The sequence below is a fragment of the Simplicispira lacusdiani genome (assembly GCF_003604195.1).
Lineage (GTDB): Bacteria > Pseudomonadota > Gammaproteobacteria > Burkholderiales > Burkholderiaceae_C > Simplicispira > Simplicispira lacusdiani.
In genome coordinates this window covers 141650-155371 of sequence record NZ_QXGR01000008.1, presented here as the reverse complement: position 1 = coordinate 155371, position 13722 = coordinate 141650, and the positions used below count along the sequence as shown (strand labels likewise).

Genomic DNA, 13722 nt, shown 5'->3' with positions numbered 1-13722 from the left:
CAGGGGGCCTGGGCGGCCGGGTCAGGTTTCGCGGCGCAGGGCGGGGAACAGGATCACGTCGCGGATGCTCGGGCTGTCGGTCAGCAGCATCATCAGGCGGTCGATGCCGATGCCGCAGCCGCCCGCCGGCGGCATGCCGTATTCGAGCGCGCGCACGAAGTCGTGGTCGAAATACATGGCCTCGTCGTCGCCGCTGTCCTTGGCGGCCACCTGGGCATGGAAGCGTGCTGCCTGGTCCTCGGCGTCGTTCAGCTCGGAGAAACCGTTGCCGAACTCGCGGCCTGTGATGTAGAGCTCGAAGCGCTCGGTGACCTCGGGGCGCGCGTCGTTGGCGCGGGCCAGGGGCGAGATTTCGGTCGGGTGCTCCATGATGAAGGTGGGCTGCCAGAGCTTGTCCTCCACCGTCTCCTCGAAGTACAGCACCTGCAGGCTGGCCAGGCTGCGCGCGGAGAGCTTGTCCTTCTCCTCGCTCATGCCCAGCTTCTTGAGCGCGCCGATGAGCCAGCCGGCATCGTCCACATGGGCGCCGGCCTCGGTGTACTGGAAGATGGCCTCGCGGATGGTCAATCGCGCGAACGGCTGGGCGAGGTCGACCTCGCGGCCCTGGTAGGTGAGCTGCAGCGTGCCCGCGGCCTTGAGGGCCGCGTCACGCACGAGCTGCTCGGTGAAACCCATCAGGTCCTGGTAGTTCCAGTAGGCCGCGTAGAACTCCATCATGGTGAACTCGGGGTTGTGGCGCACCGAGATGCCTTCGTTGCGGAAGTTGCGGTTGATCTCGAACACGCGCTCGAAGCCGCCCACCAGCAGGCGCTTGAGGTACAGCTCGGGCGCGATGCGCAGGTACATCTCCTGTTCCAGCGCGTTGTGGTGCGTGACGAAGGGCTTGGCGTTGGCGCCGCCCGGAATGGGGTGGAGCATGGGCGTCTCGACCTCCAGGAAGCCGTGCTGCACCATGAAGTCGCGGATGCCGCTCACGGCCTTGCTGCGCGCCACGAAGCGCTTGCGCGCGGCCTCGTCGGTCATCAGGTCCACGTAGCGCTGGCGGTACTTCACCTCCTGGTCGTGGATGCCGTGGAACTTGTCGGGCATGGGGCGCAGGCTCTTGGTGAGCAGGCGTAGGGTGGTGACCTTGACCGACAGCTCGCCGGTCTTGGTCTTCATGAGCGTGCCCGTGGCGCCCAGGATGTCGCCCAGGTCCCAGTGCTTGAAGGCGCCGTACAGCTCTTCACCCAGCGCGTCGCGCGTGATGTAGAGCTGGATGCGGCCGGTGGCGTCCTGCAGCGTGGCGAAGCTGGCCTTGCCCATCACGCGCTTGAGCATCATGCGGCCGGCCACGCTCACCTGCACGGGCGTGGCCTCCAGGGCTTCCGCGGTGGTCTCGCTGTATGCACCCTGCAGTGCGTCGGCTTGGTGCGCGGGCTTGAAGTTGTTCGGGAATGCAACGCCCTTGCCCTGGGCCTGAGCCTCGCGCAGGGCGCGCAGTTTCTCGCGGCGCTCGGCGATGAGCTGGTTTTCGTCGTGGTGGGCGGGGGCGTGGTTCTGTTCAGACATAGGGGCCGTGGCTACGGGGCAGGAAAAAAGGGGCTGTTGCCAGCCAAACCGTTGATTTTATGGGTTATCGGCGCCATCGGTGCGCTGCCCCGCGTGCGGGCCCAGCACGGCCAGCACGGTCCAGGCAATGATGCGCAGGTCCAGCCACAGCGTGTGCGTGCACACGTACTGCTGCGCATGGCGCAGCTTGGCGGGCAGGACCTGCTCGACATAGGTGCGTTCGGGGTCGGGGCTGCGGGCCAGCAGCGCGCTCTCGTCGCGAAATTCGATCGAGGCCAGGTCGGTGATGCCAGGGCGCACGGACAGCACGGTCTCGCGCACCTCGGCGGGGTAGAGCGCCACGTAGCGCGGCACCTCGGGGCGCGGGCCGACCACGCTCATGTCGCCGCGCAGCACATTGAGGAACTGCGGCAACTCGTCGAGCTTGCTGCGGCGCAGCCAGGCCCCGGCGCGGGTGATGCGCGCGTCCTGGCCCACGGTGATCTGCGGGCCCAGGGCCTCGGCCTCCGGGCGCATGGTGCGGAACTTGACGATGCAGAACAGCCTGCCCCCGCGTCCCACGCGCTGCTGGCGGAAGAACACCGGCCCGGGCGAATCGAGCCGCACCCACAGCGCCACGGCCAGCAGCAGCGGACCCAGCAGCAGCAGGGCCAGGGCGGCGAAGGCGATGTCGAACAAGCGCTTGGCCATCAGGCGAGGATGTCGTGCAGCGCGGCGATCACCCGGTCCTGGTCGGCGTCCGTCATCGCGGTGAACAGCGGCAGGCTCAGCATGGACTGGTAGGCCGCGTCGGCCTGCGGAAACTGTTCAGCGCGGAGCTGGTAGCGGTCGCGCCAGTAGGGGTGACGGTGCAGGGGCATGTAGTGCACGCTGGTTCCGATGCCCCGGTTTGACAGGGCCTGGATGACCTCGTCACGGCCCACGCGTGCTCCGGGCGCGAGGCGCACCACATACAGGTGCCAGGCGTGCACATCGCCCGCTGGAGCGTTGGCCGGCAGCACCAGGGGCAGGCCCGCCAGCTGTGCGTGGTAGCGCGCCGCCAGATGCTGGCGGCGCTCCAGGAACTGCGGCAAGCGCTGCAATTGCACCAGGCCCAGGGCGGCGGCGGTGTCGGTCAGGTTGTACTTGAAGCCCGGCGCCACCACCTCGTAATACCAGGCCGGCGTCTTGGAGGTAAAGCGGTCGAAGGCATCCCGGCTCATGCCGTGCAGGCGCATCACGCGCATGCGCTCGGCCAACCTGGGGTCGCGCGTCACGGCCATGCCGCCCTCGCCGGTGGTGATGGTCTTGTTGGCGTAGAAGCTGAACACGGTCACATCCGATGCCAGCTGCCCCACCAGTTGCCCCTGCCAGGTGGTGGGCAGGGCGTGCGCGGCGTCTTCCACCACCTTCAGGCCGTGTTCGCGCGCGATGGCCAGGATGGCGTCCATGCGGCACGCCAGCCCCCCGTAGTGCACCGGCATGATGGCCTTGGTTAGCGGCGTGATGGCGGCGCGGATGGCCTCGGGGTCAATGTTCAGCGTCACCGGGTCCACATCCACCAGCACCGGGTCGGCGCCGAGGTAGCGCACCACCTCCGCAGTGGCGGTGAAGGTTAGCGTGGGGACGATCACTTCGTCGCCCGGGCCGATACCCAGGGCTTCCAGTGCCAGGTGCAAGCCGGCCGTGGCGGAGTTGACGGCAATGCTCTGCAGTCCGTTGCCGCCGAGATAGTTGGTAAAAGCCTGTTCGAATTCCCGTGCTTTAGGTCCAGTGGAGAGCCAGCCAGAACGCAGTGTCTGGGCTACAGCCTGGATTTCGGCCTCTCCAATGTCTGGTTGAGCAAAAGGAAGGAATGGGAGTGTTTCTGAAGGAAGCATTGAATTTGCAACGTATGAATTGACAATAAATTTAGCTAGAACCACGCCCAATAGCGTAGTAATCGATGCCTAGTGCTTGCATCTCTGTGGGCTCGAACAGGTTGCGACCATCGAAGACCACCGGCTGGCGCAGCGTGGCGGCCAGATGGGCGAAGTCGGGACTGCGGAATTCTTTCCACTCGGTCACGATGACGAGGGCGTCCGCGCCTTCGAGCACGGCATCGGCCTGGTCCAGCAAGCGCAGGCCCGCGCGCTCGCCTAGTGCGATGCGCGCCTGCGCCAGCGCCACCGGGTCATAGGCCGCGACCTCGGCGCCCAAGGCCAACAGGCGCTCGATGATGGTCAGGCTCGGTGCCTCGCGCATGTCGTCCGTGCCCGGCTTGAAGGCCAGGCCCCACAGGGCGAAGCGGCGGCCGCGCAGGTCGGGCCCGAAGCGCGTGACGATCTTGTCCACCAGCACCTGCTTCTGGCGCTCGTTCACCGCCTCCACGGCTTGCAGGATGCGCAGCTCCTGTCCGGCCTCGCGCGCCGTATGCACCAGGGCCTTCACGTCCTTGGGAAAGCAGGACCCGCCATAGCCCGTGCCGGCATAGAGAAAATGCGTGCCGATGCGCGGGTCGGTGCCGATGCCGGTGCGCACCTGCTCGATGTCGGCCCCCAGTTTCTCGGCCAGCAGGGCCAGTTCGTTCATGAAGCTGATGCGCGTGGCCAGCATGGCGTTGGCGGCGTACTTGGCGAACTCCGCGCTGCGGACATCCATCAGGATGAAGCGGTCGCGGTTGCGCATGAACGGGGTGTAGAGTTGGCGCAGGGTCTGGGCGGACGGCTCGTCGCCAGCGCCCACGATCACGCGGTCGGGACGCATGAAGTCCTGCACGGCCGAGCCTTCCTTGAGGAACTCGGGGTTGGACGCCACCGAGAACGCCAGATCCGGCAGGCCGCGCGCCTGCAGCACCTGCGTGACTGCTGCGCGCACCCGGTCCGCCGTGCCCACGGGCACGGTGCTCTTGTTCACGATGAGCCGGGGTTCCTGCATGCGCTCGGCGATGGCGCGCGCCGCTGCCAGTACCTGTTGCAGATCGGCCGCTCCATCCTCGCCCGCAGGGGTGCCCACGGCGATGAATTGCACGCGGCCGTGCGCCACGGCGCGGTCCACGTCGGCGGTGAAGGCCAGCCGGCCGCCGCGCGCGTTGCGCAGGACGAGGTCGAGCAGGCCGGGCTCGTGGATGGGCAACTGGCCATTTTGCAGCGCGGCGATGCGCTCGGGGTCGCGGTCCAGGCAGACCACCTGGTTGCCCATCTCCGCGAGGCAGGCGCCCGTGACCAGGCCGACGTAACCGGTTCCTATGACAGTGATTTTCATGGCGGTGTCAGGGGTTTGACCGCCCAGGTGAGGCGGTGCGTGCGCAAGGGGTGCAGCAGCAGCGAGGCCGGGGCGATGAGCCCGGTGGGCAGCCGCCGCGCGACCGGTGGCGCCAGCGTGAGGCGTCGCGACTGCAGCCGCGCGCAGGGGAACAGGGCGCGCAGTTCGGACAGCGGCAGCTTGCGCACATCCGGATTGTGCGGGTTGTTGACGACGAAGTCATACACCAGCACGCCGCCGCCCGGCGCCACCCAGCGCCACAGGGTGCGCGCGAACTGCTGCCGATAGGCGGGGTCGAGTAGCGAGCTGAACACGGTGAAGGCCAGCACGGCCTGCTGGCTGGCGTCCGCGATGGGGGCTGCGCAGGCGTCGCCTTCGAGGACGGTCACTCCGCCGGGCAGCACGGCGCGCGCGGCGGCGGCACGCTCGGGCAACAACTCGATGCCGGTCAACTGCGTGGGCGTGGCGCCCAGGCGCAGCAGGTCCAGCAGGTTGCCGCCGCTGCCGCAGCCCACTTCGAGCAGCGTGCGGCCCGACAGGTCGGTCCAGCCATGCGCGCACCACAGGCGCGCCATGGCGCGCAGGCGTTCCTGTTGCGCTTGCAGCGCGGCCGCGTTGGCGTACAGGCTGTAGCGCTGTGCATCGGCGCTGTTGTCGCGCCGGGCGTAGCGTGCTTGTACGGCCTGGGTTTCGGATGTGTTCATCGCGTGATTCTCGCGAAGCGCTGCGCGGGCTGGCGCTTGCGCAGCACATCCCACAGGCCCTGCCAGGTGCCCCAGCCATAGCCGAGGTGGAAGGCCGCGATCACCGCGGGCAGGCGCGGCAGCAGGCGCCAGGACCCGGCGGCGCGTGCCGCCGCCACGCTCGCCAGCGCCAGGTAGCCGCCGTAGAGCGTCAGCAGCGCGGCGGCGGGCCAGGCCGACCAAGGCAAGAGCAGGGCGCTTACGCAGAGCGCGGCAACGAATAGTGCGGGCACGAGCTGGCGCAGCGAACCCGGCTGGCCGTGCTTGCGCACCACGAAGGGCCGCCAGTAGCCGTACTGCTGCTGCTGGGCGTAGAGGTGGCGCAGCGAGCCGCGCGGGTGGTAGACCGAACGGATCGTGCCGCTCTGCCAGATGCGGCCGCCGCCAAGGCGCAGGCGCAGGTTGTGTTCGTCGTCCTGGTTGCGCACCAGTGCCTCGTCGAACAGGCCAAAACGCGCGAACGCCTCGCGCCGCCAGCAGCCCAGGTACACGGTATCGACCGCGCCTTCGTAGACCGGGTCGCGCGAGCGCGCGCCGCCGACCACCCAGCGGCACTGGAAGGCCGCCGCGATGGCTTCGCCCATGGGGCCGTTGCCTTGCGCGATCCAGGGGCCGCCCACGTTGTCGGCGCCGCTGCGCTCCAGGGTGTCGATGCAGCGCGCCAGGTAGTCCGGGGCGAACTGGGTGTGAATGTCGAGCCGGGCAATCACCTCGCCCTGGGCGCGCGCGATGCAGGTATTGAGCCCGGTGGAGACGATGCAGCCGGGGTTGTCCACCAGCAGCAGCCGCGCGTCGCGCGCGCAGCGCTCCTGCAGGCGCTCGCGCGTGCCGTCGTCGCTCAGGCCGTCGGCGATCAGCACTTCCATGCGCCAGCCCTCGGGGAGCTGCTGGCGCAGCACGGAGTCGCAGAAGGCGTCGATGAAGGCCGCTTCGTTGCGGCAGGGGGCGATCACGCTGAGCAGGCGCGGCGTGGGAGTTGTCATGACAGTTGCTCCATGGTGCGTCGCCCTGCCTGCGACGCAAGCAACCGGCCCGAGCCAGGCCAGGGCTCCTGCGCAAGGGCCGTCCCGCCGCGCTGGGAGCGTCCTCCCTCCCCAATCGCGCAGCGATTGGAGAGAGGGGGGAAGGCCCGCAGGGCCTCAGGGGGGAGTTTCATAGAAGCTCCCGATACAGCCGGTCGATATGGTCCATCTGCGCCTTGCGGTCGCCGTCCAGCGCGATGCGCTCGGCGTTGCGCTCGCCGGCCTGGCGTGCCCATGCATCGTCGCTGGCAAGCCGCTGCAGCACCTGGGCCAGCGCGGGCGCATCGCCCGCGGGCACCAGCAGCTCGGGGTCTATCCACTGCCGGTTGGCGGGCAGATTGCTGGCCACCACGGCCAGACCGCAGGCCATGCTCTCCAGCATGGCCACGGAGGTGGCGTCGCTCGCGGGCACCGTGACTGAGATCTTGCAGCGCGCCAGCACGGCGGCCATGCCTGCATCGTCCAGGCGGCCATGGAACACCACGCTGGGCTCCAGTCCCAGCGCCTGCACCTGCGCGCGCAATGCCGGTTCGAGCGAGCCGCCGCCCAGCAGGTGCAGTTGCAGCGGCATGCCGGGCCACTGCTGGCGCAGCAGCGCGAAGGCATCGATCAACGTGCCGATCTGGTAGTTGGGCTCCCAGGCGCGCAGGCTCACGATGTGCAGGCCGTCCTTGTGCTCCCAGGGCGCGGGGGCGAAGCGTGCGCGGTCCACGCCCCAGTGGATCTCGTGCACCGGGGCACGTGGGTGGTACTGCCGTGCGGCTTCGACGAGACTGGCCGAGTCGCCGGTGATGAGGTCGGCGCGGCGCAGGATCCAGCCGGTGAGCCAGCGCATCCACGGGCGGGTGTGCGGCGTGACGAGCAGGTCGCTGCCCCAGGCCGTCATCATCAGCGGGTGGCGGCCGCAGCGCGCGGCCAGGTAGCCGTAGGAGGTGACATAGTGCGCGTGCACGATGTCGGGCGCCAGCTCGTGCACGTGGCGGCGCGCCGCGCCCGCGCGCAGCAGCCAGTCGGCCTGGCGCCGCACCGGCGGCAGGATGCGCTGCTCCACGCCGTCGAGCGGCTCGGGCCGCGCCGTGACGAGGGAGACGCGCCAGCCGCGCGCGCGCATCTCCAGTGCCCAGCGCCGGGTGTGCGGGCTGTTGGCGTCGCCCAGCAGGCACAGGTGGGGGGCGTCAGCCATGCCCAGCCTTTTTCAGGGGCAACTCACCCGCCCAGGCGGCGTAGTGTGCTGCCAGTTCGGGGTGCTGCGCCAGCAGGCGGGCATCGCCCGTGCGCACGTCCCCGATGACGGCGGCGGGCGTGCCGGCGACGATGGCGAAATCCGGCACCTCGCCGCGCACGCGCGAGTGGGAACACACCACCACGCCCTTGCCGATGCGGCTGCCCGCCTCGACCACACTGTGCGGACCGATGAAGCTGTAGGCGCCGATGGCGATGGGTGCGCGTACATAGCCGGGCACCTCGCCCTGGTGGCTGGCATAGGCGCGGCCGAGCAGCCGGAGGCTGCGGTGCGAGCTGTGCGTGACGATGCTGACAAAGTTGGTGATTTGCACGCCCTCGCCGATGCGCAACCCGGCGGTGGCGTCGAGGAAGTTGAACTGGCCGATGAACACGTGGTCGGCCAGCTCCAGCCCGGCTTCGCCTTCGATGCAGGTGCTGGGGGCGATGCGGGTGTGCGGCAGCACCTGGCCGGCATGGCCCTGTTCGCCGAACACCATGCGGTAGAAAAGCTGCCGCCAGAGCCAGCGGCGCCAGCGGTTAAGCAAGGCTCTCATGGGGGATGTCGCTCCAGAACGCGAGGGCCCGGAAATAGTAGAGGAAGTACGCGGCCATGGACGCCGAGACGCCCCAGGCCGCGCCCGCGAGACCGCCCCAGTGGAGCCCGGCGACCAGCCCGGTGAAGAACACGGCCTGCCCCACGAGGGAGAGCCGCAATGCCCAGGGCTGGGCTCGCCAGGCCAGCGTGACCACCGAGAGCGGCGAGGCGATGAAGTGCAGGCCGATGTACAGGCCCAGGCCGCGCGCCAGCGTCCCCGTGTCGCCCCACTGCGCGCCAAAGACCCAGGTAAACAACTCCGGCCCCCAGAGCAGCAGCACGGCCGCCAGCGGCGCCGCCAGCAGGGCCAGCGCCAGCATGGCGCGGCGCACCAGGGCCCGCGCCTCGGCCGCGCTGCGCGCCTGCAGCAGCTGTGGGTAGAGCGCCTGCGACAGCGCGCCCCCCAGCAGCGTGGCGGGGGCCTTGAGGTAGCGCAGGGCCAGCGCCCAGAAGCCGGCGGCCGCGTCGCCGGCCCAGGCGGCCACGAGCAGCAGGGCCAGCGTGTCCTGCAGCGCGCCCATGAAGGCGTGCGGCGTGTTGTAGAGCGGAAAGTCGCGGTGGTGCGCGGCCATGGCTTTGAGGCGCGGCAGCCGCTGGCGCACCATGCGCCGCCAGCCGCCCTGCGGGGCGGGACGGGCCAGCAGCCAGGCGGCGCCCAGGCCCGCCACGATGGGGCCCAGCAGCAGGCCCACGGGCCCCGCCTTGAACAGGCCCAGCAGCACCTGCAACACGGCGCCGCCGCCCTGCTGCGCCAGGCGCGCCGCCGACAGCAGGCCGAAGCGTTGCGCCCGCGTGGCCCACAGCGTGAGCCACTGGGTGGCGCTGATGGCCAGAACGCCCGCTGGCAGCAGCCAGGCCAGGGCCATGCCCTGACCAAGAAACAGAGCGAGGGCCAGAAGAGTGGAAATGGCCGTGGCGGCCAGCAGCAGGCGTGCGCACAAGGCCATCAGCAGTGCCGCGCGCCGGGGTGATCTTTCGAGGGGCAGGGCGAATTCGTAGCGCGCGCAGGCCACCACGGCCAGGTTGGTGGCGATGGCCCAGAGCAGCGCGTACTGGCCAAAATCGCCGGGCGCGTACAGCCGCGTGAGCGCTGGCCCCAGCAGCAGGGGCAAGGCGTGGGCTAGCACGCCGCCGGTCAGCAACGTGAGCGTGGCGCGCAGCAGTCCCGAACTCATGGGCTGGCCGGGCCGGCGGGTTGGTAGCCGGGCACCAGTTGGCGCAGGAGCTGCTTGATGGTGGGCGTGTCGTTGGCCAAGGCGGCCGCGCGCAGGGCTTCCAGCGTGTGTTGCATGCCCTCCCAGGGTGCGTGCTCCTCGCGCGCGCGCAGGATGCGCGGGTGCGCGGTGGGCAGGGGGTGGTCACCGATGAGCAGCTCCTCGTAGAGCTTCTCGCCGGGGCGCAGGCCGGTGAACTCGATGGCGATGTCGCCGCCCGGGTGTTGTTCGTCGCGCACGGTCAGGCCCGACAGCGCCACCATGCGGCGCGCCAGGTCCACGATGCGGATGGGCTCGCCCATGTCGAGCAGGAACAGGTCGCCGCCCTCGGCCATGGCACCGGCCTGCAGCACGAGCTGGGCCGCCTCGGGAATGGTCATGAAATAACGCGTGACGCCCGGGTGCGTGACCGTGACCGGGCCGCCCGCGGCGATCTGGCGCCGGAACAGCGGAATCACGCTGCCACTCGAACCGAGCACATTGCCGAAGCGCACCATGGAAAAGCGCGTGGGGCTGTGCCACGGCGCCACGGTGGGTGCCGTGCCGAACGGTGGCTGGCTGCTCGCCGCGATGGCTTGCAGCAGCAGCTCGGCCACGCGCTTGCTCGCGCCCATGACGTTGGTGGGGCGCACGGCCTTGTCGGTGGAGACGAGCACGAAATGCCGTGCGCCATGCTCCAGCGCCATGCGCACCATGTTGAGCGTGCCGAACACGTTGTTGAGCACGCCTTCTCCCGCGTTGGCCTCGACCATGGGGACATGCTTGTAGGCAGCCGCATGGTAGATCGAGCAGGGGCGGTGCATATGGCAGATGTCGGCCATGCGCAGCGGATCGGCCACGTTGGCGAGCAGCGGCACCAATTCGCACGCATGCGCGCCCTGATCGCGCAGAGCCTGCAGTTCATGGTGGATGGCATAGAGCGCGTATTCGCTGTGGTCCACGAGCAGCAACCGCGCCGGGCTCTCGTGCACGATCTGGCGGCACAACTCGCTGCCGATACTGCCACCTGCCCCCGTGACCAGGACCACATGCCCCGCAAGATCGCGTCCGAGCAGGCTGGGCTGGGGCGCGACGGGTTCGCGGCCGATCAGGTCCTCGATGTCCAGCTCCTGGAAATCGGCCACCGTGACCCGCCCGCTGGCCAGGTCCGAGAGGCCGGGCAAGGTGCGGATGCGCACGGGAAGGTCGCTCAGGCTCTCGATGATCTGGCGGCGGCGCTGGCGCGTGGTGCTGGGCACGGCGAGCAGCACGTCGGTCACGCCCAGGCGCTGTACCACGCCGGGCAGGGCCTGCGGGGCATACACCAGCACGCCGTTGATGCTGCGGCCTATCTTGGCCGCGTCGTCATCGACAAAGCCCCGCAGCTGGTATTGGTGCATGCCCACCAGACCGGCGGCGGTCTGTGCACCGGCGCTGCCGGCGCCATAGATCAGCAGGCGCCGGGGCTCCTTGCCCGGGCTGCCCGCCAGCCACAGCCAGCCCAGGGCGCGGCTGGAGCCCACCAATAGCAGGAACATCAGCGGTTGCAGGATGCCCACGCTGCGCGGCACGCCTTCCCATTGGGCCACGAGCAGGATGGCCAGCAGCAGCGCGCCGTAAAGCGTCACGGCCTTGCCCGTGGTGATCAGTGCGCGGATGCCGGTGTAGCGGAAGATGGCGCGGTAGAGCCCCAGGTTCATGAAGATGGGGAAGGCCAGCAGCGGGCCCAGCGCGTACACCAGCCACTGCAGGCCCTCGGGCCGGTGCAGGGACTCCAGCCGCAGGGTGAAGGCCAGCCACATGGCGAGCAGGCCCATGCCGGCGTCCAGCGCCACGACGAACAGGCGCTTGGCGGAGCGGGGCCATTCCAGGATGCGGTTCAGCATGGCTTCGGGCGGGTCCTCACAGTGGCGCGATGCCTGTGCGTTCCAATACGTCGCCCACGAGCTCCAGGCGCACGAGCGGGGTGTCGAGCTGCATCAGCCGCTGCTTGAGTTCCAGCGGCACGGGCAGCAGTTCGCACCAGCGGTTGGCCACCCAGCCGCAGTCGTCGAGCTGGGCCGCCGTGGGGGTGATGGCGGCCGGGCTGCTGGGGGTGCGTTCGCGCAGCGAGGCCAGCACCTGCGACAGCGAACGCGACGTGGCCGACAGGTGCTGCGGGATGGGCACGTGCTGGTCTTCGGCCAGCAGCTCGACATCGGCGATCCACAGGCCATGCGGCAGCAGATGGCTGTGCAGGATGCGAAAGCGCTGGCCGCCCCGGCATTCCAGCGTGACGAGGCCGGGCTGTGGGCTCTCCAGGTGCTCGATGGCCGCCAGCGTGCCCACGTCGTGCAATTGCTCCAGCGGAGCTCCGGCGCGGCGCACTTCTTCGCCGCTGCGCAGGCTGACAACGCCAAAGGGCGCGCCCGCCTGCCGGCATTTGCGCACCATGTCGAGGTAGCGCACCTCGAACACGCGCAGCGCCAGCACGCCGCCCGGAAACAGCATCGAGGCGAGCGGGAACAGCGGCAGGCTGGTCAGGGTGAGGGTCTGCGACATGGCGGGGCGAGGGAGGGGCTATCATCCCATGCCGTTGTTCGGCTGAGGACGTATCCCGTTGATGCTCTATCAGATTGTTTCTTTTTTGCTGGATGTGGTGGCCGGGCTGCTGTGCGGCGCCTGCCTGTTGCGAATCTACATGCAGTGGCAGCGCGTGCCTTTTGGCAACCCTGTCGGGCGTCTCGTGTTCGCTTTGAGCGACTGGATGGTGCTGCCGCTGCGCCGCGTCGTACCGCCGCTGGGGCGCTGGGACGGCGCCAGCCTGTTGGCGGCGCTGCTGGTGGAACTGGCGCAGTACGGCATTCTGTGGCTGTTGATCGGCATGGGTGGCGGCTGGGTCTGGTTGCCGGTGCTGGCGCTGTTCGGCCTGGCGCGCGTGGCGGTCACCGGGCTGATCGGCCTGCTCATCGTCTATGCGGTGATGTCCTGGATGCAGGCGCATTCCCCCGTGTCGGACGTGATCGCGCGCCTGTGCGAGCCCGTACTGCGCCCGGTGCGGCGCATCCTGCCGCTGGCCGGTGGCATCGACCTGTCGCCGCTGGTGGTGCTGGTGCTGCTGCAGGTGGCCCTGATGGTGTTGGGCAACCTGCAGGCCAGCGCGCTGCGCTGAAATCACCACGAAATATGCCGCAGACGCTTACTGGGTAAGCGCTACTAGCTATTAAATTTGTAGTTTTTCGTGCGCTGCCGCCCGGTGCTTACATCACGGCGTCGGCCGGCAGGCGCTGCAGCATGGCCAGGCTCTGGGCCACGGTGGTGCGCAGTTCGCGGCGGTCGCAGATCAGGTCCACGGCACCCTTTTGCATCAGGAACTCGGCGCGCTGGAAGCCCTCGGGCAGGGTCACGCGCACGGTCGATTCAATCACGCGCGGGCCGGCGAAGCCGATCAGCGCCTTGGGCTCGGCGATCACGATGTCGCCCACGAAGGCGAAGCCCGCGCTCACGCCGCCCATGGTCGGGTCGGTCAGCACGCTGATGTAGGGCAGGCCCTTCTTGGCCAGGCGCGTGAGCGCGGCGTTGGTCTTGGCCATCTGCATCAGCGAGAGCAGGCCTTCCTGCATGCGTGCGCCACCGGTGGCGGTGAAGCAGATAAAGGGCACCTTTTGCTCGATGGCGGTCTCGACGCCGCGCACGAAACGCTCGCCGACCACGCTGCCCATGGAGCCGCCCATGAAGTCGAACTCGAAGCAGGCCGCCACCACATTGATGCTCTTGACGGCGCCGCCCATGACGATGAGCGCGTCGGTCTCGCCCGTGCTCTCCAGGGCTTCTTTCAGGCGCTCGGGGTACTTGCGGCTGTCCTTGAATTTGAGGGCGTCGACCGGGATGACCTCCTGGCCGATCTCGTAGCGGCCTTCCGGGTCGAGAAAGGCGTCAAGCCGCGCGCGCGCGCCGATGCGGTGGTGGTGGCTGCAGTGCGGGCAGACATTCTGGTTCTGCTCCAGGTCGGCCTTGTAGAGCACGGTCTCGCAGCTGGGGCACTTGACCCACAGGCCCTCGGGCATCTGGCGGCGCACCGTGGGATCGGTTTGCTGGATCTTGGAGGGCAGGAGTTTTTCAAGCCAGGACATTCGTCTTCCTTTGTATGAGTGGGCCAGCGGCGCGGCCTGTGAAACTAGCGTGGCCCAGAT

General features: G+C 69.2%; 13 protein-coding genes. 1 reads left to right on the top strand and 12 read right to left on the bottom strand.

Going from position 1 to position 13722, the window contains the following annotated elements:
* Positions 1-21: 21 nt before the first annotated feature.
* The 11 genes from lysS to D8S75_RS12825 all read right to left on the bottom strand — a co-directional run bounded on the left by lysS (position 22) and on the right by D8S75_RS12825 (position 12091).
* Positions 22-1551 carry a lysine--tRNA ligase gene (lysS, locus tag D8S75_RS12875; protein ID WP_119966753.1) on the bottom strand — a complete coding sequence of 510 codons (1530 nt, stop codon included), beginning with the start codon at positions 1549-1551 and terminating at the stop codon, positions 22-24.
* Positions 1552-1608: 57 nt separating this feature from the next.
* On the bottom strand, positions 1609-2241 hold the full coding sequence (locus tag D8S75_RS12870; protein WP_119966752.1) for a sugar transferase: 633 nt from the start codon (positions 2239-2241) through the stop codon (positions 1609-1611).
* Positions 2241-3410, bottom strand: coding sequence for a DegT/DnrJ/EryC1/StrS family aminotransferase (locus D8S75_RS12865; protein ID WP_119966751.1), 1170 nt, complete (start codon positions 3408-3410; stop codon positions 2241-2243). Before D8S75_RS12865 ends, D8S75_RS12870 begins: the two co-directional genes overlap by 1 nt.
* A 31-nt stretch (positions 3411-3441) precedes the next feature.
* Positions 3442-4773, bottom strand: coding sequence for a UDP-glucose dehydrogenase family protein (locus D8S75_RS12860; protein WP_119966750.1), 1332 nt, complete (start codon positions 4771-4773; stop codon positions 3442-3444).
* Positions 4770-5477, bottom strand: a complete 708-nt coding sequence (locus D8S75_RS12855) for a class I SAM-dependent methyltransferase (protein ID WP_119966749.1) — start codon at positions 5475-5477, stop codon at positions 4770-4772. The genes D8S75_RS12860 and D8S75_RS12855 overlap by 4 nt, the downstream gene beginning before the upstream one ends.
* Entirely contained in the window at positions 5474-6499 is a 1026-nt protein-coding gene (locus D8S75_RS12850) for a glycosyltransferase family 2 protein (protein ID WP_119966748.1), read from the bottom strand. The genes D8S75_RS12855 and D8S75_RS12850 overlap by 4 nt, the downstream gene beginning before the upstream one ends.
* Before the next feature lie 169 nt (positions 6500-6668).
* A complete protein-coding gene (locus D8S75_RS12845) occupies positions 6669-7721 on the bottom strand; it encodes a glycosyltransferase (RefSeq protein ID WP_119966747.1) in 1053 nt (350 codons plus the stop codon).
* Entirely contained in the window at positions 7714-8316 is a 603-nt protein-coding gene (locus D8S75_RS12840; RefSeq protein WP_119966746.1) for an acyltransferase, read from the bottom strand. The genes D8S75_RS12845 and D8S75_RS12840 overlap by 8 nt, the downstream gene beginning before the upstream one ends.
* Complete coding sequence (locus tag D8S75_RS12835; protein ID WP_119966745.1) at positions 8300-9532, bottom strand: lipopolysaccharide biosynthesis protein; 1233 nt, start codon at positions 9530-9532, stop codon at positions 8300-8302. The genes D8S75_RS12840 and D8S75_RS12835 overlap by 17 nt, the downstream gene beginning before the upstream one ends.
* The gene (locus D8S75_RS12830) at positions 9529-11436 is read right to left on the bottom strand and encodes a polysaccharide biosynthesis protein (protein WP_119966744.1); all 1908 of its coding nucleotides are present in this window, start codon (positions 11434-11436) and stop codon (positions 9529-9531) included. Before D8S75_RS12830 ends, D8S75_RS12835 begins: the two co-directional genes overlap by 4 nt.
* Before the next feature lie 16 nt (positions 11437-11452).
* Positions 11453-12091, bottom strand: a complete 639-nt coding sequence (locus D8S75_RS12825) for an LON peptidase substrate-binding domain-containing protein (protein ID WP_119966743.1) — start codon at positions 12089-12091, stop codon at positions 11453-11455.
* A 61-nt stretch (positions 12092-12152) separates the two neighbouring features.
* On the opposite strand from D8S75_RS12825, the gene D8S75_RS12820 reads away from it, so the two are divergent.
* On the top strand, positions 12153-12701 hold the full coding sequence (locus D8S75_RS12820; RefSeq protein WP_119966742.1) for a YggT family protein: 549 nt from the start codon (positions 12153-12155) through the stop codon (positions 12699-12701).
* Between the two features lie 88 nt (positions 12702-12789).
* Here D8S75_RS12820 and accD read toward each other — a convergent pair whose 3' ends face one another.
* Positions 12790-13662, bottom strand: coding sequence for an acetyl-CoA carboxylase, carboxyltransferase subunit beta (gene accD, locus D8S75_RS12815; protein WP_119966741.1), 873 nt, complete (start codon positions 13660-13662; stop codon positions 12790-12792).
* Positions 13663-13722 lie beyond the last annotated feature (60 nt).